At 59.7% G+C, this 19,870-nt stretch carries 22 protein-coding genes; 6 read left to right on the top strand and 16 right to left on the bottom strand.

The window, feature by feature from the left end; genetic code table 11:
- Positions 1-2 precede the first annotated feature (2 nt).
- Positions 3-1,220 (bottom strand): pyrophosphate--fructose-6-phosphate 1-phosphotransferase, encoded by a 1,218-nt coding sequence (locus HMPREF2975_RS06425; protein ID WP_070726555.1) that lies wholly within the window; start codon positions 1,218-1,220, stop codon positions 3-5.
- A 38-nt stretch (positions 1,221-1,258) separates the two neighbouring features.
- The gene (locus HMPREF2975_RS06420) at positions 1,259-2,056 is read right to left on the bottom strand and encodes a lysophospholipid acyltransferase family protein (RefSeq protein ID WP_058236556.1); all 798 of its coding nucleotides are present in this window, start codon (positions 2,054-2,056) and stop codon (positions 1,259-1,261) included.
- A gap of 50 nt (positions 2,057-2,106) precedes the next feature.
- Between HMPREF2975_RS06420 and HMPREF2975_RS06415 the strand changes: the two genes are divergently transcribed.
- Positions 2,107-3,774, top strand: a complete 1,668-nt coding sequence (locus HMPREF2975_RS06415) for an exonuclease domain-containing protein (RefSeq protein ID WP_058236555.1) — start codon at positions 2,107-2,109, stop codon at positions 3,772-3,774.
- Positions 3,775-3,796: 22 nt separating this feature from the next.
- Positions 3,797-4,075: an Lrp/AsnC family transcriptional regulator gene (locus HMPREF2975_RS06410; protein ID WP_058236881.1), complete on the top strand. Its 279-nt coding sequence runs from the start codon at positions 3,797-3,799 to the stop codon at positions 4,073-4,075.
- On the opposite strand, the gene trpD is transcribed toward HMPREF2975_RS06410, so the two are convergent.
- The 6 genes from trpD to HMPREF2975_RS06380 all read right to left on the bottom strand — a co-directional run bounded on the left by trpD (position 4,061) and on the right by HMPREF2975_RS06380 (position 9,365).
- Positions 4,061-5,122: an anthranilate phosphoribosyltransferase gene (trpD, locus tag HMPREF2975_RS06405; protein WP_070726553.1), complete on the bottom strand. Its 1,062-nt coding sequence runs from the start codon at positions 5,120-5,122 to the stop codon at positions 4,061-4,063. The two genes, HMPREF2975_RS06410 and trpD, sit on opposite strands and share 15 nt — an antisense overlap.
- Positions 5,123-5,127: 5 nt before the next feature.
- Entirely contained in the window at positions 5,128-5,514 is a 387-nt protein-coding gene (locus HMPREF2975_RS06400; protein WP_058236553.1) for a DNA-binding transcriptional response regulator, read from the bottom strand.
- 53 nt (positions 5,515-5,567) lie between these two features.
- On the bottom strand, positions 5,568-6,563 hold the full coding sequence (locus tag HMPREF2975_RS06395; RefSeq protein ID WP_193600008.1) for an FKBP-type peptidyl-prolyl cis-trans isomerase: 996 nt from the start codon (positions 6,561-6,563) through the stop codon (positions 5,568-5,570).
- A gap of 32 nt (positions 6,564-6,595) precedes the next feature.
- Positions 6,596-6,949, bottom strand: a complete 354-nt coding sequence (erpA, locus tag HMPREF2975_RS06390) for an iron-sulfur cluster insertion protein ErpA (RefSeq protein ID WP_058236551.1) — start codon at positions 6,947-6,949, stop codon at positions 6,596-6,598.
- A 71-nt stretch (positions 6,950-7,020) separates the two neighbouring features.
- On the bottom strand, positions 7,021-7,974 hold the full coding sequence (locus HMPREF2975_RS06385) for a glycerate kinase (protein ID WP_070726551.1): 954 nt from the start codon (positions 7,972-7,974) through the stop codon (positions 7,021-7,023).
- Complete coding sequence (locus HMPREF2975_RS06380) at positions 7,974-9,365, bottom strand: M20/M25/M40 family metallo-hydrolase (RefSeq protein ID WP_193600007.1); 1,392 nt, start codon at positions 9,363-9,365, stop codon at positions 7,974-7,976. Before HMPREF2975_RS06380 ends, HMPREF2975_RS06385 begins: the two co-directional genes overlap by 1 nt.
- Before the next feature lie 23 nt (positions 9,366-9,388).
- On the opposite strand from HMPREF2975_RS06380, the gene HMPREF2975_RS06375 reads away from it, so the two are divergent.
- On the top strand, positions 9,389-10,066 hold the full coding sequence (locus tag HMPREF2975_RS06375; protein WP_070726549.1) for a DUF3043 domain-containing protein: 678 nt from the start codon (positions 9,389-9,391) through the stop codon (positions 10,064-10,066).
- Here HMPREF2975_RS06375 and HMPREF2975_RS06370 read toward each other — a convergent pair.
- The gene (locus HMPREF2975_RS06370; RefSeq protein WP_070726547.1) at positions 10,063-11,118 is read right to left on the bottom strand and encodes a quinone-dependent dihydroorotate dehydrogenase; all 1,056 of its coding nucleotides are present in this window, start codon (positions 11,116-11,118) and stop codon (positions 10,063-10,065) included. The genes HMPREF2975_RS06375 and HMPREF2975_RS06370 overlap by 4 nt on opposite strands.
- Before the next feature lie 18 nt (positions 11,119-11,136).
- Positions 11,137-11,607, bottom strand: coding sequence for a hypothetical protein (locus HMPREF2975_RS06365; protein WP_070726545.1), 471 nt, complete (start codon positions 11,605-11,607; stop codon positions 11,137-11,139).
- 135 nt (positions 11,608-11,742) lie between these two features.
- Here HMPREF2975_RS06365 and HMPREF2975_RS06360 point away from each other — a divergent pair, with 135 nt between their 5' ends.
- Complete coding sequence (locus HMPREF2975_RS06360; protein ID WP_070726759.1) at positions 11,743-12,597, top strand: TrmH family RNA methyltransferase; 855 nt, start codon at positions 11,743-11,745, stop codon at positions 12,595-12,597.
- On the opposite strand, the gene HMPREF2975_RS06355 is transcribed toward HMPREF2975_RS06360, so the two are convergent.
- The 3 genes from HMPREF2975_RS06355 to HMPREF2975_RS06350 are packed head-to-tail and all read right to left on the bottom strand — an operon-like array spanning position 12,559 to position 14,977.
- Positions 12,559-13,323 (bottom strand): HAD-IIB family hydrolase, encoded by a 765-nt coding sequence (locus HMPREF2975_RS06355; RefSeq protein ID WP_058236546.1) that lies wholly within the window; start codon positions 13,321-13,323, stop codon positions 12,559-12,561. The two genes, HMPREF2975_RS06360 and HMPREF2975_RS06355, sit on opposite strands and share 39 nt — an antisense overlap.
- Complete coding sequence (locus HMPREF2975_RS12290) at positions 13,320-13,454, bottom strand: methionine/alanine import family NSS transporter small subunit (RefSeq protein WP_117394360.1); 135 nt, start codon at positions 13,452-13,454, stop codon at positions 13,320-13,322. Before HMPREF2975_RS12290 ends, HMPREF2975_RS06355 begins: the two co-directional genes overlap by 4 nt.
- Positions 13,451-14,977 (bottom strand): sodium-dependent transporter, encoded by a 1,527-nt coding sequence (locus tag HMPREF2975_RS06350; RefSeq protein WP_070726544.1) that lies wholly within the window; start codon positions 14,975-14,977, stop codon positions 13,451-13,453. The genes HMPREF2975_RS12290 and HMPREF2975_RS06350 overlap by 4 nt, the downstream gene beginning before the upstream one ends.
- Before the next feature lie 115 nt (positions 14,978-15,092).
- Between HMPREF2975_RS06350 and deoD the strand changes: the two genes are divergently transcribed.
- Positions 15,093-15,800: a purine-nucleoside phosphorylase gene (gene deoD, locus HMPREF2975_RS06345; RefSeq protein ID WP_070726542.1), complete on the top strand. Its 708-nt coding sequence runs from the start codon at positions 15,093-15,095 to the stop codon at positions 15,798-15,800.
- 5 nt (positions 15,801-15,805) lie between these two features.
- On the opposite strand, the gene HMPREF2975_RS06340 is transcribed toward deoD, so the two are convergent.
- On the bottom strand, positions 15,806-16,741 hold the full coding sequence (locus HMPREF2975_RS06340; RefSeq protein WP_117394359.1) for an AEC family transporter: 936 nt from the start codon (positions 16,739-16,741) through the stop codon (positions 15,806-15,808).
- 38 nt (positions 16,742-16,779) lie between these two features.
- Between HMPREF2975_RS06340 and HMPREF2975_RS06335 the strand changes: the two genes are divergently transcribed.
- Positions 16,780-18,024: an alpha-amylase family protein gene (locus HMPREF2975_RS06335; protein ID WP_070726540.1), complete on the top strand. Its 1,245-nt coding sequence runs from the start codon at positions 16,780-16,782 to the stop codon at positions 18,022-18,024.
- On the opposite strand, the gene HMPREF2975_RS06330 is transcribed toward HMPREF2975_RS06335, so the two are convergent.
- Both HMPREF2975_RS06330 and HMPREF2975_RS06325 read right to left on the bottom strand, forming a co-directional pair.
- Positions 18,021-19,058 (bottom strand): glycosyltransferase family 2 protein, encoded by a 1,038-nt coding sequence (locus HMPREF2975_RS06330; protein ID WP_070726538.1) that lies wholly within the window; start codon positions 19,056-19,058, stop codon positions 18,021-18,023. The genes HMPREF2975_RS06335 and HMPREF2975_RS06330 overlap by 4 nt on opposite strands.
- Positions 19,055-19,870 carry an alpha/beta fold hydrolase gene (locus tag HMPREF2975_RS06325; RefSeq protein WP_058236541.1) on the bottom strand — a complete coding sequence of 272 codons (816 nt, stop codon included), beginning with the start codon at positions 19,868-19,870 and terminating at the stop codon, positions 19,055-19,057. Before HMPREF2975_RS06325 ends, HMPREF2975_RS06330 begins: the two co-directional genes overlap by 4 nt.

Below are 19,870 nucleotides of genomic sequence, written 5' to 3'. Positions count from 1 at the left end.
ACTTACTTCTGCGTCGGCGTCAGTGGCTGTCCGATACGATCCATCAGATCAACGAACCACTGCTGGGAGATATCGAAGGGCTTGCCACCCTTGATGCGCGGGAAGGCGATGGCGCACAGACGATCGTCGTTTTCCTCATCGTGACCGATCACGCCGGATTCGCCGCGCAGTGCGCACTCGACGGCAAGGTCTGTCATCGACTGGATCAGACGCAGGTCGTCCTGGTTTGCGCGAGCTGAACGTGAGAAGTATCCGGACTTTTGTACCATGACCTTCTCAGCTCCCAGTCGGTCAGCAAACTGCTTGGCGAACCACTGTCCGGGGTTGATTTCGTCAAGGCGCACATGACCGAACGGGTCGCGCGCCACTTCTTCGCCACGTTCTTCCATTTCAGCGACGATTTCACGCACGCCGGCACCTTCAGACAGGAAGATATTGACATTGCCCTGCTTGTCCATGATGGCGCGCAGGCGGTCGGCCTCCTCGTCAAGGTCGATTGCCATTTCAGGAACGAAGATCGCGTGGATTGACCAGTGTTCCTTGCTCAGTCCCAGCGACGGCACCCATTCCTGCTGGTCGAGCCACTCGGTGTACTTGCGTGAAGCGGCTGCTGTCAGCCATCCGCAGTTACGGCCCATGACCTCGTGGATGATCAGCATGCGTGGTCCCACTCGGTTCTCACCGATGATGTTCTGTGCGAAGACCGAGGCCTGCTCAGCGGCGGTCCAGGCGCCCAGTGACTGACGGATCGGAACCACGTCGTTGTCGATGGTCTTCGGCAGGCCGACAACCGTCAAGTCGTAGTCGTGATCGTGCAGATACTGTGCCAGATCGGCGGCGGTCGTGTTCGTGTCGTCACCGCCAATGGTGTGCAGAACGTCAACATGGTCCTTGCGCAGCTGCTCGGCCGCAACCTGAAGCGGGTCGTCGCCTTCCTTGACCAGGCCACGCTCGACCAGGTTCTTCGCATTGGTCAACTTGACGCGCGAGTTGCCGATCGGTGAACCGCCGAAACGGTGAAGGATGCCGGCCTTCCTGCGGGCCTCCTCGTCGACGACAACGTAGTTGCCAGTCAGCAGCCCGTGGTAGCCGTGCTGGTACGCGATGATTTCAATGGACGGATCAATATCGGTATAACGCTGGATGAGCCCACCAACAGCCGACGACAGGCACGGGGCAAAACCACCAGCAGTGAGCAAAGCTACTCGACGAACCGACATGGCACAAACACCTTTCAGACGATGAAAACTGAACGTCTCTAGTCTACGGGATCGTCAGATGAATCCTCTGGGCGTTTCGGCACAGACACGTCGGGAGCCTTGCGCCCGCCCGGACCTGTCCGACCGTTCGAGGGCACAGGCCCATCAAAATTCCCCTCCTGCGCGAGCTGCGCTTTCCGGTCGGCTGCGTACATGTCGACGTATTCCTGGCCCGACAGCAGCATGATGTTGTACATGATTTCATCGGTGATAGCGCGCAGAACGTAGCGGTCTCGGTCAAGTCCGCGGTAACGCGAAAAGTCGAGCGGCTCACCAATGACCATTCCGATGTCTTCACGCGAGGGGATCCGCTGCCCAATGGGTTGCGCATCGTGCGTGCCGATCATGGCCACTGGGATGACCGGCGCCCCGGAAATCAGTGTTAAACGGGCCACACCTGTCTTACCGCGGTAAAGACGCCCGTCAGGGCTGCGGGTCCCCTCGGGATATATACCGAACAGTTCCCCTTCCTTCAGGCGGTCCACACCGGCCTGCAGCGCGGCTTCCGACGCTCGCCCACCAGAGCGGTCAACTGGGATCGTGCCGACTGCGCGCATGAACTCCTTGGTAGCCCATCCTTTGAAACCGGTGCCGGTAAAGTAGTCAGCCTTCCCCATGAACACCACTTCGCGGTCAATCATGAGCGGCAGAAACACTGAATCCCACACAGCGTTGTGGTTAGACGCCAAAATCGCGGGCCCCTCGCTGGGGATATTCTCCTCTCCGCGAATCCACGGTTTGTATGCGGTGCGAAGAATCGGACCACCGGCAAATTTCAATGTCTGATAGAAAGCCACGAATCCTCCTGGCATCTGCGATGGGCAATCAACCGACTAGGATCCACTGTATGACGATTTCGACTCATCCGGCTCAAGATGGCCATGGCGAGGTCGACCTTCATCCTCACTCCCCGGTTGCACGCCGTTTGGCTGAAGCTGTTCCCGTTGGAGTCCAGGTTGGCCTCGACCAGCTGGGCACGCCGCTGGATGAGGCAACGTGGATCGTCGTTGACTTAGAGACTACCGGCATCGGGACGCGCAGCGCCATCACAGAAATCGGCGCTGTCAAAGTGCACGGTCGGCGCATCACCGACCAGTTTCACACCCTGGTCAATCCAGACCAGCCCATCCCAGCATCCATCACTGCTCTGACCGGCATCAGCGATGAGTCGGTGGCGCAGTGCCCACTGATAACAGACGTCTATCCACAGTTTCACCAGTGGGCAGATTTTGACGAGCAGCCCATCATTGTCGCCCACAACGCACGTTTCGACGTCGGCTTCCTGCGCCGCGCCGCCAATGCGTGTGACATGACGTGGCCGCGCATCCGCATCGTTGACACCCTGGCTCTGGCACGCCTCGCACTCCCCCGCCCCATGATCAGCAACCACAAGCTGGGAACCCTTGCTGCGCATTTTGGTGTCAGCGACTACGACGCGCATCGCGCACTCGGCGACGTACTGGCGACCGTGCAGGTATTCCACGGTTTGTGCGACCTGGTCAGCAAGTCCGGCGCATCAACAGTGGAGGATCTGGTCACACTCGGGCGCCCCGTTCCCCCACGCACACGTCAAAAATCCACACTCGCTGATTCTCTGCCGCAAACACCGGGCACCTACCGTTTCGTCGATGATGCCGGCGGAACGCTGTACGTCGGCTCTGCCCGCAATATCCGCTCACGCGTACGCACCTACTTCACGGCAACTGAGACGCGCCGGAAGGTCCGACGAATGCTGGCGGTCGCCACCGGCGTGGAGGCTCAGTCCACGTCTACTGAACTTGAGGCACGCGTGGAGGAACTGCGTCTGATCCGCACCCTGTCTCCCCTGTTCAACTCCGCTTCGCGCCGTCAAAAAGCCACGCACTGGGTGGTACGGCGCCACGATCGTTTTGAATGCGTGCCGGTGATTGAATCGCACGAAGCCCTCGACGCCCTCGGACCGTATTCGACGCACGCATCTGCACGTGAGGCGATCGACGCACTCCAACAGGCAGGTGCCGACACGATGGATTGTGACGAGTGCAGCGTCATCGACGCGTTGAATGAGCAGATGAATCAGGCTGCAGGCGATGAGCATTTTGAGCGTGCTGCACGTCTGCGCACCCTGCTCGGAACGTATATTCGCGGCATTGAGCAGCAGAGAATTGTCCGGGCGCTCGGGCTGGCTCGGCGGGCCGTATGGGCGCACCATCGCAGTGAAGGCGGGTGGGAGATCGCGCTGACTTCGTTCGGGCGCCTGGTACGCGTCGCGGTCTCGCCGCCGGGTACGTCACCGTTGCCGTGGGTGGAGATGCTCCATGACGAGGATGTCCCCGCTCGCCCAGACGTGTTTCTTGCGGGAACGACGTGGGAGGAGACGCGAGTGCTGTACCGCGATCTGACCAGGCCGGGAGCACGCCTGATTGAATGGGATGGGGTCGTGCCGCTCGGTTCAACGTGGACGTCACCGCTTCGACGCGACACGCTCATCCGCGCCGTTGGACAGGCCAGACGTCCAGAGACCACAATGAACTAGGAACCTACAGGAGAGGATGACCATGCTGACCGCAATTGTTCTTGTCAACGCTGAGATCGACAAAATTCCCGAGGTTGCACAGGCGCTTGCTGACCTGGATGGCGTCAGTGATGTGTATTCAGTGACCGGTGATATCGACCTGGTCGCCCTCGTCAAGGTCCGCGAGTACGAAGACCTTGCCGAGGTCGTGTCAGATCAGCTGGGAAAGGTCCCGGGTGTCACTCAGATGCGTACGCATATCGCGTTCCGCTCATTCGCATCCCAGGACCTTGAAGAGGCGTTCCACCTAGGCCTTGAGTGAGGCCGTCTTGGAGACCTCGATCCACCGCTTGAGCAGATCAGCTGCCTTACCACTGTCGATCGTCTCGCGCGCCATATCGATACCGGTGCGCATACGGTCGGTCAGTGAGCCGTGGGTCGGGCCGACGCCATCGTGACGTCCGAATGCTGCCAGTCCGGCTGCGACGTTGAGCAGCACGGCGTCACGGATCGGGCTTTCTTCTCCGTCCATGATGCGGTAGACCACTTTCGCGTTCTCATCGGCTTTGCCACCGCGCAGGTCTTCAAGCGTTCCACGCTTCATGCCGAACTCTGCGACGGGATCGATTTCGCTGAAGGTGATTTCACCGTCGTGCACTGCCCAGATCTGAGCAGGCTCAATTGAGCTGAGCTCATCCAGGCCATGATTCTTTCCGCGGAACACAAGAGCCGACTGGCCGCGCTGAGCGAACACTCCTGCCATGAGCGGTGCGTGACTTTCGTTGGCAACACCAATCGCAGATGTTTCAGGCTTGGCAGGGTTGGTCAGCGGACCGAGGATATTGAACGCTGTTGGGAAGCCAAGAGCGCGGCGCACAGTTGCGGCAAAACGCATTGACGGGTGGAACTTGTTGGCGAACAGGAAGGTAATTCCCAGTTCGTCGAACACCTGAGCCACACCGCTGGGCGACAGGTCGATCTTGATTCCCAGTTCTTCGATCACGTCAGCTGATCCGCACGACGAGGTTGACGCGCGGTTACCGTGTTTGACCAGGGGCACTCCAGCAGCGGCGAGGACAATCGCTGACATGGTGGAGATGTTCACCGTATGTGCCCCATCACCGCCCGTGCCGACAATGTCGAGCACATCGGTGGGAACATCGACAGGTTCGGCGTGATCCTGCATGCCGTCAGCCAGACCGCGGATCTCACTGACGTAGGGACCTTTAGCCGATAGTGCCGTCAGGAAAGCAGCGAGTTTCACGTCGCCCAGTTCGCCCGTCATCACACGGTCCATGACCGCATATGTCTGTTCGTAGCTCAGGTCCTCACCGGCAAGGAGGCGTTCAATAATGTCAGTCCACTCCATGCAAATCACTCCTGAAGGAGGCGTGCCAGAGTTTCCTGCAGCACGATGGGATCAATTGGCTCAGGAACGGTGGCCGCTGCACCGGACCATTGCGCCAGCCAGTCATCTTGCTGGCGTGCCGTGATCATAATGATGGGTGGAACATTATCCATGGTGGTCAGCAGGCGTTTGGCGACAGCCATACCGCCTTCTTTTTCGGTCTCACCGTCAAGGATCAACGCCGCAAACTCAGTATCTTTGACTGCTTCAACGGCTCCGAAAGCGGTGGCAGCTTCAACGTATGTGACGGTGGGAGTGTCTCGACCGGGACGCACGCCCGCCCCCGTTATGACTGCTTTTCGGGTATCCACATCATCACTGAAGACAAGGACGTTCACATTCTGTTCGGTCACGATAGCTCCTTAGTCACGGAAGTCGACTTCGAGTCATTCTATCTGTTTACAGGTCAGAGCGATCCAGCCAGATCAAAAATGGCCACGTCGCGCAGCATCTGAACCTCGCCTGACTGTGATTGATCCGAGGTCGGACGCGGATCGGCCATATCGATGACGACCATGAGTCGTGATCCGACTTTGTGACCTTCCAGCTGCACCAGCTTGGCGACCGGTGCAAGGTTCGGGACGTCCCACATCTGCGTCTGTCCTTCATTCTGCACGCCCACCACTGCTTCAACGGCACGCAGGACAGCGTAATTGTCCTTGGTCAGTTCAGGACCTGTTCCCTCGGAAATGAGGTACGTTCCTGGTTCGGGGTTCGCGCCTTCGGCCAGCGTCAGTTTCGGAGCAGTTCCCAAGTCACCTTCCACGGTGACACCGTCGGGCAACGCTGCGTCTGTAGGCGTGGCGCTCTTGAGCTGGTCCACATCGGCGGTGTCGACCGCATTGTGAATATCAACGACAAAGGTCAGAGTTGACTTGGGCGGAATCGAAGCCTGTCCTTGCTCCCCGTATGCCCACTGCCATGGGATGACCAATTCGACCCGGTCCCCCACGTGTTGACCTGTCAGTCCGGCTTTCCATCCGACAATCACGCGATCCAGTGAGAACGCAATGGGCTTCCCGCCTTCTTTGAAGGTGGAGTCAAATTCCGTTCCGTCCCACAGAACACCCTTGTATGCCACCTGCACGGCATCGGTGGGTTGAACTTCGCGGCCGTCACCTTGCACAAGTGTTGTCGCAATGATGGAGTCGACGGGTTCGGATCCGGTGCTCGGGGTAATAACAGGTTCTTCCCCAAAATCACCTTTCACCTCGGGAATCGTCTGCGTGCCTGAGCGGTCAACTTTTGGCTCATCGGAGGGAGCAGGACGGTTCTCATCACCGGATTGGCTTGCTGCCTGGCCTGATTGACCGGACTGTGAGGAGTCGCCGGACGAGCATGCGCTCATCGTTGCGGCCAGAAAGAGGGCAGCGACAACCGCCGTGATTCGCTGAAATTTCACGTACAGGACCTTTGTTTGAGGTGGGAAATGGTTTAGTGGAAGGATTCTCCGCATGCGCAGGTGTTACGCGCATTGGGGTTGTCGATCGTGAATCCCTGGCGTTCGATCGTGTCTGAAAAGTCGATGGAGGCTCCGGCAAGGTAGGGAACGCTCATACGATCGACGACAACTTCGACTCCTTCGAAGTCACGGATGGCATCGCCGTCAAGCAGGCGATCGTCAAAGTAAAGCTGGTAGATCAGACCCGAGCAGCCCCCTGGCTGAACGGCGATGCGCAGACGCAGGTCGTCGCGGCCTTCCTGGTCCAGCAGGCTCTTAACTTTCGCGGCAGCCGCGTCAGTCAAGGTCACTTCGTGGGCCGGGGTTTGTGTCTCAACGTCAGACATGTTGCTCCTCATCATTTCAGTACTCGTAGATCCAGCCTACGACGCTCATGGGCAACGCGCCATGACCGTGTTCATATCGTGGTGTTTTCCACGCCGGGTATCCACGTGCGCGCCATGCGCATTCCAGCAGCTTCAAGCACCTCGTAATCATCCTGTTCGTTCTCAGCGATACAGGTCGGCATGAGTGCTCCAGGATGCGTGTCAATTATCCCGTGGATCCCCCACTGCGCTTTTTCCGGTGCTGACAGTGTCGTCGATTCGCACACGAGGACGACTGGCAACGCATGGCAACCAGCATGGTCGGTCAGAGTGTCGATGAGGGTATCATGCAGCAGTGGGTCGTGCGCGTAGGGCTCAAGGATGACGACCAGATCCGCCTGCTCCATGCGATGGTCAAGATTGAGGGTTCTGGCCAGGGCCTCGCCTGTGGGCACGATGCTCCCACCACACAGGGCGAGCATGCCGGCCGCTCCTCCTGCCGCGCCACTGCCTTCCAGACGTGACACGTCCGTTGTATCCCGATGTGTGGCAAACAGGCGTGTCAGGCGGCTCGATAAACCCAGGTTCTGGTCATGACGAGCCGTCCCGTCTGCGTGTGTCGACAGTACCGAGGTAAAGCCGAGCAAGCTGCGCCTGGTCGAGGCGAGCGCGACCACCTCGCGTAGCCTGCGGTCCGATTGCGCGCAGTGCAATGCCTGTTCCATCTGCTCGTACGTGTCGACAGGCAGCGAGGTGATGGCACTGAGAAATTCGCTTCCCCCGTCTGTGCAGGAGGTATGACCACCTTCGAGCACGGGAGTATCGCCCTGGTCGAGGAGGCGGCGAAGTTCCCGGCCTGCGTCGCGTGTACTCGTCGCGGAATCTGGGACACGAACGATGAGGCGATCGGATGTGACAAACGGGCCGGGTCCGAACACGATCGGCTCACATGCCGCGTCGCGCACACGCTGAATACCCCGCGCGACCGCTTCCAGTGCTGGGAGGGCGCGCGGGGCGAACCAGTGTCCGACGATAAGGACGCGCACTACCTGCGTGCGCGCTTGGCAGTGCGGGCCAGCAGGAGCGCTTCTGCCAGGATCGCGGCCTTCAGGTCGGGGATGCTCTGCGACTCGTTTTCGGAGTGGGCATTCGTGAAGGGGTCTTCCACGCCCGTCACAAGGACCTCTGCTTGCGGGAAGTGCTTCTTGAAGTGGGAGATGAACGGGATTGATCCGCCCACACCCTTATTCACCGCGTCAGTGTCCCACGCGGTGTCCAGCGCCCAGTGCAGATCGCGGGCAGGTTCGGAATCAAGGTCGGCCAGGAATCCCGGTGAGCACTTTTCCACTGAAATGTCGATGGCAGCGCCGAACGGAACATGCGCCTTGAGATGCTCGATCAGCTTGTCTCGAGCCTCGGCCGGGGCCTGGTTGGGGGCCACGCGCATCGACAGGCGGAAACGTGCGTGCGGGGCGATCGTATTGGATGATTCCGCAACAGAGCGAACGTCCATGCCAATAACGTTGATAGATGGCTTTGTCCACACGCGCGCCGCCAGGTCACCCGATCCGGCAAGCGTCACTCCATCAAGGACGCCAGCAGCCTCACGATACTCGTCTTCAGGCCAGTCTATATCGGACGTGTCGGTGGCTTTGAGGCCCTCGACAATCACGTTGCCGTCCTCGTCGTGCAAGGTCGCAATCATGCGCGCAGCGATTGTGACAGCATCCATGATCGGACCGCCGAATGCGCCGGAGTGGACAGCGTGCTCGAGTACGCGCACGTCCACGGTCACCACGGCGTTGCCACGCAGTGACGCAGTCATCGCGGGAATCCCCGGTTTCCAGTTGTCACCGTCAGCAACCACAATGACGTCAGCGTCCAGCTTGTCAGCGTGGGTCGTCAGAAAGTTTTCGAACGAGGGGGAACCAAGCTCCTCTTCACCTTCGATGAAGACACGCACGTTCAGGCCCAGATCATCGGCAAGGGTGCGCAGAGCGCCCAGGTGGACGATCACGCCGGCGCCATCATCGGATGCGCCGCGGCCATAGAGCCTGTCCCCCTTAACGGTGGCGTCGAACGGGTCACCGTCCCAGCGGTCGAGTTCACCAGTGGGCTGAACATCGTGGTGTGCATACAGCAGGACGGTGGGCGCTCCCTCGATGACGGGGGTGTGTCCAACAATGGCTGGCTCACCCTGTCCGCCGAAAGGCGAGTCGGCACGTAGAATCTCAGTCTCCAGGCCAAGATCGTTGAAGAGCTTGCTGACGTGTTCAGCTGATTTCTGCACGTCGTCCTGATGCTCCGGAAGGGAGGAAACTGACGGAATGGATACGAGTGTCTTGAGTTCGTCGAGCAGCTCGTCGAAATGCTGATCGACACGTTCACGCAGCTCCTGGACTGAGGGCGTGAGGTCATCATGAGTAGTGGTAGTCATATCACTGAGTTTAGTAGTTCGGCTTGTGGGTCTCAATCAACTACCCTAAAGGTGTGTTATTCCGTAAGAAATCTTCAGAAGAGTCAACGACAGCCGCTCCCGTCGACGAGCCGACGCATGAAGCGAGCGCAAAGAAGGGCCGTCCGACGCCGACGCGCCGACAGGCTGAGGCGCGCAGGAATCGTCCGCTGGTGCCGGCTGACCGTAAGGAAGCCCGCCGACAGGCCAAAGAGAAGCGTGATGAGCGTTTCCGCCGTGAACAGGAAGCGATGACGACGGGAGACGAGCGCTATATGCCGCCCCAGCATCGTGGCCCTATCCGTCGTTTCATCCGCGACTACCTGGATGCCCGTTGGTCGATCTGCGAGTTCATGATGCCGGTGATGCTGGTTTTCATCGCATTGTCGCTGGCATTTTCCTTCATCGCACCGGCGCAGCAGACCAACGGTCAGCTCCCCGTCGTCATGATGGTGATGTTCATCTTCTTCTACGGCGCGTTGCTGCTCTGCATTATTGAGGGCGTCATCGTCTGGCAGATCCTCAAACGTCGTATCCGCGAGCGCTTCCCTGACAAGGTGATCCCGCGCGGCTCGTGGTTCTACGCATTTTCACGCATGCTGATGGCACGCCGCTGGCGCTCGCCGGCTCCTCAGGTGGGACGCGGTGAGTTCCCGAAGGGGTCGAAGAAACAGAAAGACTAGTTCAGGGTCAGGGCGCGGTTCATCGCGCCCGGCCACGTCGGCCCTTCGAAGACGAATGCGCTGAATGCTTCAACGAGGTCGGCACCGGCATCCAGCATGGCCTGAGCCTGAGATGCGGTGAAGATCCCGCCCGTGCCGATCAGAAGCTGATGGTCATCCAGGTGCTCAGCAACCAGAGACACCACATCGAGAGCACGCGGGAACAGCGGGGCTCCTGAAACGCCACCTTCTCCCCACTCGTGATTGATCGTCGTATTGGTGGCCACTATCCCGTCCAGTTTCATGTCCCGGCTCATGGAGCACACCTCGATGATGTCGTCATCGCTCAGGTCGGGCGCGATTTTCACCAGCAGCGGCACGTGACGGCGCTGCTGCGCCGCATCGGCTCCCCGTCGCGCAGCCTCCAGGATGGGGCGAAGCTGATCGACAGCCTGCAGGTCCCGCAGTCCCGGAGTGTTGGGTGAGGACACGTTGACGACAATGAAGTCCACCCACGGCGCGACTTTCTGGGCACAGATCTCGTAGTCACGAGGCGCCTGGTCAGGTGGAGTGACCTTGTTCTTTCCGATATTCGCCCCGACGATACAGCGCCTGCCGTGACGGGTGGATCGCAGCTCACGTAGCTGCGCAACAGCCTGGTCGACACCCTCGTTATTGAATCCCATCCGGTTGCGCAGGCCGGCCTGGTCCATGAGGCGCCACAGGCGTGGCTGGTCGTTCCCTGGCTGCGGTCGGGGTGTGATCGTCCCAATCTCGACGAATCCGAATCCCAGTGCGCACATGCCCTCAATGGCGCGTGCGTCTTTGTCCATTCCGGCTGCAAGACCCAGGCGTCCGTGCACGGTGCGCTCACCGATTGTCGGCAGCGAGCGCGTGGGCCACAGCAGCATGGAGCGTGCATGCGGATCCCAGTATCCGATGGTGGCGCGCATCAGTGCGCGGATTAAGCCGTGTCGTCCTGCCCACGCAACGGCGTTAAGGCCTGCATGGTGGGCACGTTCAGGATCAGTGCGGTGGATGACGCTGCGAAAAAGCCATGAGTAGACGGACATGGATCTAGCCTAGCGTCTCTAGTCCCACCATAACCACCACGCCAGACGCCCGACCGGATCATCCAGCAAGATGCGGTCGCATTCGTCGGGTGCCAGACAATGCAGCGCGTATCTGTCGCGCAGATAGGGCCAGGCTCGCGTCACACCGTCCGGTAATGAGTGACGTATCACGAGCGCATCGACACTGACTCGTTCGTCTCGTCGCGGCTGGCGAATGACATAACCGCTCACGTACACCTCCTGAGGGAAAGTGATCGCAGCATCGAGCGCGGCTTCAACCGTCGGCCCTCCATTTTGCGAACACTGCAGGTTTTCTGCACTCAGCAGGCTCCTCAGCTCGCGAGCATCGTCCCCACCAACCATAGTGAAGCGACAATAATCGTGATCATCCAGCTCCATGTAAGGAGCCAAAAGAACTGTGATGCCACTCGTGTCGAGCCACCCTGTAGGCCCATACATTCCCTCTACCTTCGTCTGCTCGGTCAGCATGACGTCCTCCTTCTGTGTCGGTGCGTGCAGTTCACCGCATGAGGATCGACCTGTGCCAGCACGCGCCTGGTCTTTGTGGATTGACGAGGGTACCCACGGTGCGCTGTGGATAAACGATGGAGCATAATGGCGGGTGTGATCATCGATTTAACCGCATGTCAGAGCCTGGAAGACGTGGAAGCAGCCGTACCGGACGGTGCGCTTGCTGACTACACGTACATGACGGACGTCAAGCTGCGTTCGAGCATGGAAGTGGAACGCGGACTGTACATGGCGGAATCACACAATGTGATCATGCGGGCACTTGAGACGGGGCATCACCCGCGCTCATTCCTCATGGCGCCGCGCTGGCTCGAGCAGATGGAGCATCTGCTGGCATCCTCGACAGGCAGTGTTGACGGTGGTGACGTGCCCGTGTATATCGCCTCCGAAGAGGTGCTCGAACACATCACCGGATTTCACCTGCATCGCGGGGCTCTTGCCGCTATGCAGCGTCCCGAGCTGCCGGACGTGTCGGACCTCTTGGCACGTTCGCGCCGGATCGCTGTGCTGGAAGACCTGGTTGATCACACGAATGTCGGTGCAATCTTCCGTTCTGCAGCTGCTCTGGGTGTTGACGCTGTCATCGTCACACCTCGCTGCTGTGATCCGCTGTATCGGCGCTCCGTCCGTGTCTCCATGGGCACGGTCTTTCAGGTGCCGTGGACTCGGCTGGATACCTGGCCAGCCGTTGACGTGCTGCGCGAGGCGGGCTACTGCACGGTCGCCTGCGCACTCAGTGATGACTCACTGAGTCTCGATGAGTTCGTGGCGAACCCTCCGGACAAGAAGGTGGCATTGCTCTTCGGTACTGAAGGCGACGGATTGTCGCGCCGCACCATTGAGCAGACAGATCTGACGGTGCGTATCCCGATGGCCGGCGGAGTGGATTCGCTGAATGTGGCTGCTGCGTCAGCAGTGTTCTTCTGGGCGACCCGCGCACTCAATTAGCTGCGCGATCACCTCAGCACACTGCTCCCATCCTGACACTGGGATCGTCGTGAATCCTGCGGCTTTCACCGGGTAGTCGTTGCCACCCTCATCAAGCCTGTCCCCGACAAACACTATGTCGCTGGCGGCGATACGTGTCGCCTCGACCAGGTGGCGCATGCCGAACGCCTTGTCAACACCCTGTCGGGTGATATCGACGGATGTGGACCCGCCACCGCGTACCGACAGTTCAGGAACGTCGCGGGCGACCCGCTCAGCCAGTGCGGCTTTCTTCGTTCCGTCCGGGTCCCATGCGCGCTTGGCCTCCAGGGGTGCTTCCTGCCCCAGGGCAGAGAAGGTGATCTGCGAGCCTCGATCTTCAATAATGTCTCCCCAGGTGTGGCTTTCCCAAATTCCCAGGTCGTGTGCGTGCCGGGTCAGGGAGTCGATGGCCCGCTGGCGCTCGTCTGCGCTCAGATCCATCGCGTAGATCTGGTGCCACTGCTGGTCACGATACCTGAAGTAGCGGGTTCCACACGTTGGCATCAGGTGCAGGCGTTCAAGCTGCGCATCGTCAGCGTGCAGGTGCGCCAGGACCTGTGTGCGAAATTGACCGATGTGTCCTCCGGAGATGATGCACACGTCGGCAACGTCGAGGAGCGTACACAGGCGCTCGTCCATCAGGGGTGGGAGCGGAGATTTCGAGGGGGCTAACGTATCGTCCAGATCGAAAGCTGCCAGTTTCACTCCACGGACTCCTCAATAGTGTCGTCAACGCCAGGCTGCTTGAGGGTCTTGAGTGCGACGGTCGAGGCGACGAGGCCTCCCCACACGAGCAGGATCGAGATGACCATCAAGATGAGTGCGCTCGCTGTCATTGTTCCAGTCCTTTCGCGCGCGAGTCGAGGGAGTGATGCCACTTGATCACCGTCATGATAACGGCGAAGACGATGATTGCCAGCAGCATTCCCCAGCCGAACATGCCGACAAAGGAGGTAGCATGCCCGTCATATCCGTGCATCACATAGTCGATGAGTGCGCTGATAAGCATGAAGCCCAGGACGATCGGGCTGATCACACCCACGACGAGGTCCCAAAAAGCGGGAACTCGGATCGATGAGACCGAGTTGAGGTGCGCACGCAGTCCCTTCAGGCGCGGACCGGCGAACGCGGAAAGCAGGCACAGCGCCATGGCGGAGGCAACCACGCCGATGTTGTTGACGAAGGTGTCGATGACGTCGAGGACATTCAGCCCCGAGCGCACACCGAACAGTCCCAGCGACAGCACCATCGCAGGCACGCCCATAATCATCGCAGCCTTACGCGGGGTGACTCCGAACTTGTCCTGGATGGAGCCGGAAACAACCTGCAACAGTGACAGCAGCGAGGTGATTCCTGCCAGCGTCAGGGACGTGAAGAACAGGACGCCGAAGATGGGGCCGCCCGGCATCATCGAGATAATCTGCGGGAAGGTCACGAACGACAGGATCGGGCCGGTAAGGCCTTCTAGTTCGTTCACGCCAACCTGTTGAGCATGTGCCATGAAGCCGAGGGCGGCGAATACGCCGATGCCGGCGAGCAGCTCGAAGGATGAGTTGGCAAAACCTGCAACAAGGCCGGTTCCGGTCAGGTTTGACTTGGGCTTGAGATAGGAGGCGTAGGTCGCCATGATGCCGAAGCCCACTGACAGCGAGTAGAAAATCTGTGCAAACGCTGCCAGCCACACATGCGGATTCGTCAGCTGATCCCATTGCGGGGTGAAGAAAGCGTTAAGTCCTTCCATGGCGCCAGGCAGGAACAGTGCGCGCACCACCATCACCACGAACAGGATGACCAGTAACGGCAGGAAAATACGGTTCGCCAGTTCCACGCCCTTGGTCAGTCCGCGTCCCACGATGAACAGGACGAACAGCCAGATCACGGCCAGGGGGACCAACACTGACAGGACGGGTGTCCATGACACTGAATCTGATCCGTCGAGTTGGAGGAACGTTTCGAGGAAGAAGGTCTGCGAGTCATCTCCCCATGCCAGGGTGATGGAGTGCCACGCATAGCTGGCCGCCCAGGCAACCACCGCTGCGTAGTAAATGAAGATGACGAAGCAGACGCCGACCTGAAACCAGCCGAGGAATTCTCCGCCGGCTGTCATGCGGCGCAGCGCCCACGGCGGTGAGCCACGCAGTTTATGACCGATCGCGTAGTCAAGAAAGAGGATCGGGATACCGACGCAGACGAGTGAGACGAGGTACGGCACCAGGAATGCGCCACCACCGTTGGCGTAGGCCACGCCTGGAAAACGCCAGATGTTCCCCAGGCCGATAGCTGAACCAATGGCTGAGATAAGGAACGCTGTTTGACCGGACCACGTTTCGCGACGCGGTTTGGTTTGTTGTGAGCTCATTTTCGTCACTCCATCACTTGCGGGATGAAGCTCACGCTAGAGTATTGTCAGCGCGCGGTGAAGAAGTATCCGCATATCGGATGGTCTCGCGCCAGACGAGAACGAAGGAAGGCCCATGTCGACCCCACACATTGCAGCTGAGCCAGGTGATTTCGCCCCCGCAGTCCTGATGCCGGGTGACCCGAAGCGTGCCCAGCGTATTGCTGAAACAATTTTGGACTCACCACGCCTGGTCACTGATGTGCGCGGCATGCTGGGCTTCACCGGCACTGTTGACGGTCAGCCACTGTCGGTGATGGGATCGGGAATGGGTCAGCCTTCCGCAACGATCTACGTCACCGAACTGATGAAGTTCTTCGACGTTCAGCGCGTGATCCGCGTCGGCACGTGCGGCGGAATCTCACCGAAAGTTCATGTGGGCGACACGATCGTCGCGATCGGTGCACACACGGATTCCGCAATGAATCAGCTGCGCATTCCCGGTGTCAATTTCAGTGCGGTCGCCTCGTTCAACCTGGCGCGAGCCGCCGTCGAGGCCGCAACCGAAGACGACACTGTTCACGTGGGAACGATTATTTCGCGTGACCACTTCTACTTCGCGCCCGACGGTCAGACACAACGCCTGGCGGACTATGGTGTGTTGGGCGTGGATATGGAAGCTGCCGCGATGTATGGCGTGGCGGCAGAGTGCGGCCGAGAGGCACTGACCGTGTTGACGTGTTCGGATCACCTGCTTGACTCGTCGTCGGATATGACGGCGCAGGAACGTGAAACACAGTTTGAGACGACGCTGCGTCTGGCGGTCGCTGCCGCGCTGTCGTGATCTGCCTAGACCAGAGCCGCAAGGTGAAAGAGCCAGGCGATCAGCACAGTCACCGGCAGTGACATGATCGTGGTAATCAGCACAGTGCCCTGCGCGATGTGATTGCCGACGCCTGCCCGCGCTGAGGCGATGAAGGCATTTTGCGCGGTGGGCATCGCGCCCATCACCGTTACTGCCAACAGCGCGTGCCCGTCCATGCCCAGCAGCAGTCCTGCTCCGAACGCGCACGCCGGCTGAACCATGAGTTTGAAGCAGCTGGCGAGTATCACCATGTGCCCGTCCTGGGATCGCACAGTCAGGCGCTGCCCCACCAAGGAAGCGCCAAAACTAATCAGGACCAGCGCCGGCGCGGACTGCCCGATCATCTCGGTCGCGTTGGCGATCAGTGGCGGCACATCCAGGCTCACCGCTGCGCACAGGAATCCGAGGAACGCCGCGATCACCATCGGGTTGGTCACCACGGAGCGCACGATGGTCAAAATCGACAGCGTGATACCCGGCGTACACAGGTCGATGAGGACGAAGAACATCGGGGTGAAGAAGCCCAGCTGAAACACCATGATCGGCACTCCGTGAACCGCTGACCCCAGTACGTAAATCGCGATCGGGATGCCGACGTAGGCCGCGTTGTTCAACGAGGACGACATTGCGCCGACCGTAAGATCGCCAACCGCCGGCCGCATCGTCAGGCGAGCGATCAGAGCGAACACGCTGGCGGTGACGACACCGCTTGCTGCTGCCACGACGAGGGGACGGCCGATGACGACATCAAGATCAGCTGATGCGATCGTGGAGAACAGCAGTGCGGGCGCGGCGATCCAATACACCAGGTCAGTGATGTGTCCAGTAGCATCGGTCTTGAGGATCTTCGTTGCGCGCGCGATCCATCCAACAGCCATAATGACTGCGATGACCGCGATGCCCTCGATTACTTGTCCCACGCGTCTACATTATGGCCACAACCAGGAAAGCGAAAGTCATGTCATGGATTGATCACATGGTGTGGTGGCACGTCTACCCGCTGGGAATGTGCGGCGCCCCCATTCGTCCTCCGTTCGGGGCCGACGCGTCGGCGCACCGGATCACCATGCTGGAAAACTGGCTGGACTACCTGATCGAGCTGGGAGCCAACGGCCTGCTTCTGGGCCCGATCTTCCAGTCAACATCACATGGCTACGACATTCTTGACCACTTCGCAGTTGACCCGCGCCTGGGAGATGAAGCTGACTTTGATCACCTCATTGCCGCGTGCCACGAGCGCGGCATCCGCGTGGCGTGTGACGGTGTTTTTTCTCACGTCAGCTCCCAGCACCCGCTGGTCAGCGAGGTTCTCGCTGCCGGCCCGGACAGTGAGCACGCGGAATTATTCGACATTGACTGGGAGGATCCCGCAGGTCCGACTCCACGCGTCTTCGAGGGGCACGGTGAGCTGGTTCGGCTCAATCACGCCGGTGCACAGGCACGCACATACGCCACCGACGTCATGACCTACTGGCTTGAACGCGGCATCGACGCCTGGCGTCTGGATGCCGCCTACTCTGTGCCGAGCGATTTTTGGCGCGACGTCATCGACCCCGTTCGGGCGCGTTTCCCTGAAGCGTGGCTGATGGGTGAAGTAATCCACGGTGACTACACCGACATGATCGAGCAGTGCCATTTTGATTCACTGACCCAATACGAACTGTGGAAGGCAATCTGGTCGAGTATCTCGGATCGAAATTTCTTTGAGCTGCAGTGGTGCCTCGATCGTCACAACCATTTCCTCGATTCCTTCACCCCACAGACATTCATCGGCAACCACGACGTCACGAGAATTGCCTCGCAGATCGGGAGCCAACATGTCGGCGTCGCTCTCGCCATTGTCATGACTGTCGGCGGGATCCCATCGATCTACTATGGCGACGAACAGGGCTATACCGGAATCAAGACCGAGGAGCTCGGCGGCGACGATCAGGTGCGTCCCTCGTTCCCTGATCTGCCCGACCACCTGTCGAATCTGGGCGAATCAGTGTTCCAGACCCACCAGGCGCTCATTGCGCTGCGTCGCCAGCATCCGTGGCTTGTCCATGCGCGCACGCAGGTGTGCGAGGTAACCAACGAGCAGCTGTCGTACCGCTCCAGCGCGGATGGACACACGATCTGCGTTTTTCTCGACCTGCATGATTCTGACGCGCCGCACGTCACGATCACCGAGCCCGGCGGGCAGATTCTTTTCGCATTCTAATTAAAGCCGAGGACGGCGCGGGCGATGCGGTAGATCGATAGCGGGATGACGCGTCCGGGCGTTCCCGGCAGCGAGATCAGCCGTCCGAGCAGACCTGATCTGACCTGCCGAGTGACCTGCGGGTAGTCTCGGTCAGCTTCCGCCCACAGGCGTTCTTTCTCCTGGACGTGTTCTGGTGTGCCAGAGAGCAACAACATCAGGGAGCACACGATGAAATTGATGCGCAGGTAGTGAATCATATAGCGATACAGGTGTACAGGGACAGTGGATTCGTCAGGGGTGCCGGCAAGCATCCCCGCGTTGACGCGCAGCAGCTGGTCGATACGTGAAATCATGACTTTTTCGTTCACTGACTGGTCATCGCGGCCAATGAAGTAGCGGTACAGATTCGCATCGATGTAGCGCAGCGTTCGCACATGCGGCAAGGGCACGTAGGAATACAGGTAGTCCACGTAGAAGGTATGCTCCGGCAGGATCATCCCGGATTGTCTGACCAGCTCGGTGCGAAAAATGAGCGTGTGCATCATGAGGTACTGGTCGTAGCGGCACGCACGCATGTCATCCCACCCAATGATGCGATCAGCAGGAAGAACGTTGAGGAAGCGGACCGCATGCTTATGAGATTTTCCCTTTTTCTCGTAGACGTAGTTCGCCACGTACATGTCGACGTCGTCGCCGCGGTCCTGGTCTGCGGCCATCTGATCCAACACGCGTGTCAGCGAGCGCCGGTCGAGCCAGTCGTCAGAGTCCACGACTTTCAGGTAACGGCCAGTGGCCTCGCGGATGCCGGTGTTGAGGGCGCCGCCATGCCCTGCGTTAGCCTGGTGGACTGCGCGGATTTCAGGGAATCTGCGCGCCAGTTTGTCGGCAAGCTCGGGAGTCTTGTCACTCGATCCATCGTCGATGATGAGGATTTCGATGGGGTGCGCATAGCCGATCAGGGACTCCACACATCGGCGCAGATAATCTTGCGAGTTATACGCCGGGATGATGACGCTCAGCAGTGGCTGATGAGATATGTCCACATCGGTCATAGTACGTGATCGAGAATGATCTGAGTGGCAGGAACGGCATCTCGCAGCACAGCTTCGTGGCCGTGATCCTCGATCGACGCGTACGTGCCGTGTGGCAGCAGCTGTGCCACGCGCTTCGTCCAGTCGTGCGGACACACCAGGTCGTCTTCTCCGCGCATGACCAGTGTGGGTGTGGGCACCTGCGGGTAGATGCGTTCAACGCGGTGATCCATCATGGCGCGAATCGTTCGGAAGAACCAGACTGGGCCGGCACGCAGATAATTCGCAACACCCACTGCCATCACGTGCAGCCCATCGTCGGCAAAGTCAGTAATCAGATCCCATGCCTGTTGGTGGAGGGTCCGCCTGGCGGGGTTGATGGTCGGAGCAATCAGAACCAGCTGATCGATCAGGTCGGGCCGTTGCTGCGCCACCTCCACTGCGACCTGGGTGCCCATCGAGTGACCAATCACGATCACGTGACGCAGCTTGTTGTCCCGTATGAAAGCGGCAACGAGTTTGCCGTACTGAGCCATCGACGGGGGGCGCTTCGGAGTGGGTGAATCACCAAAGCCTGGCAAGTCAACCGTATAGGCAGTGCCGTGAGGTGCCAGTTCCCTGGCCAGTCCAGCCAGTGCTCGCCTGCCCATCCCCACGCCGTGAATCATGACGAAGACAGGGCGGGAAGGATCCGGCGCATGTTCCTCGACGCGGTTATCACGCATGGCGTAGACCATGCGGATACGACCGCGCTGGTAGGTGCGTACTTCAACGTCCGAGTCTTCCTGAAAGACCGGGTCGCCCGAGGAATCATCGGTTCCGATATACGCCAT

This window comes from Actinomyces sp. HMSC065F12, assembly GCF_001814535.1.
In the GTDB taxonomy this organism is placed as follows: Bacteria; Actinomycetota; Actinomycetes; order Actinomycetales; family Actinomycetaceae; genus Pauljensenia; species Pauljensenia radingae_A.
Note: the sequence above shows the minus strand (reverse complement) of the source record. Positions and strands in the feature narration are given on the sequence as shown.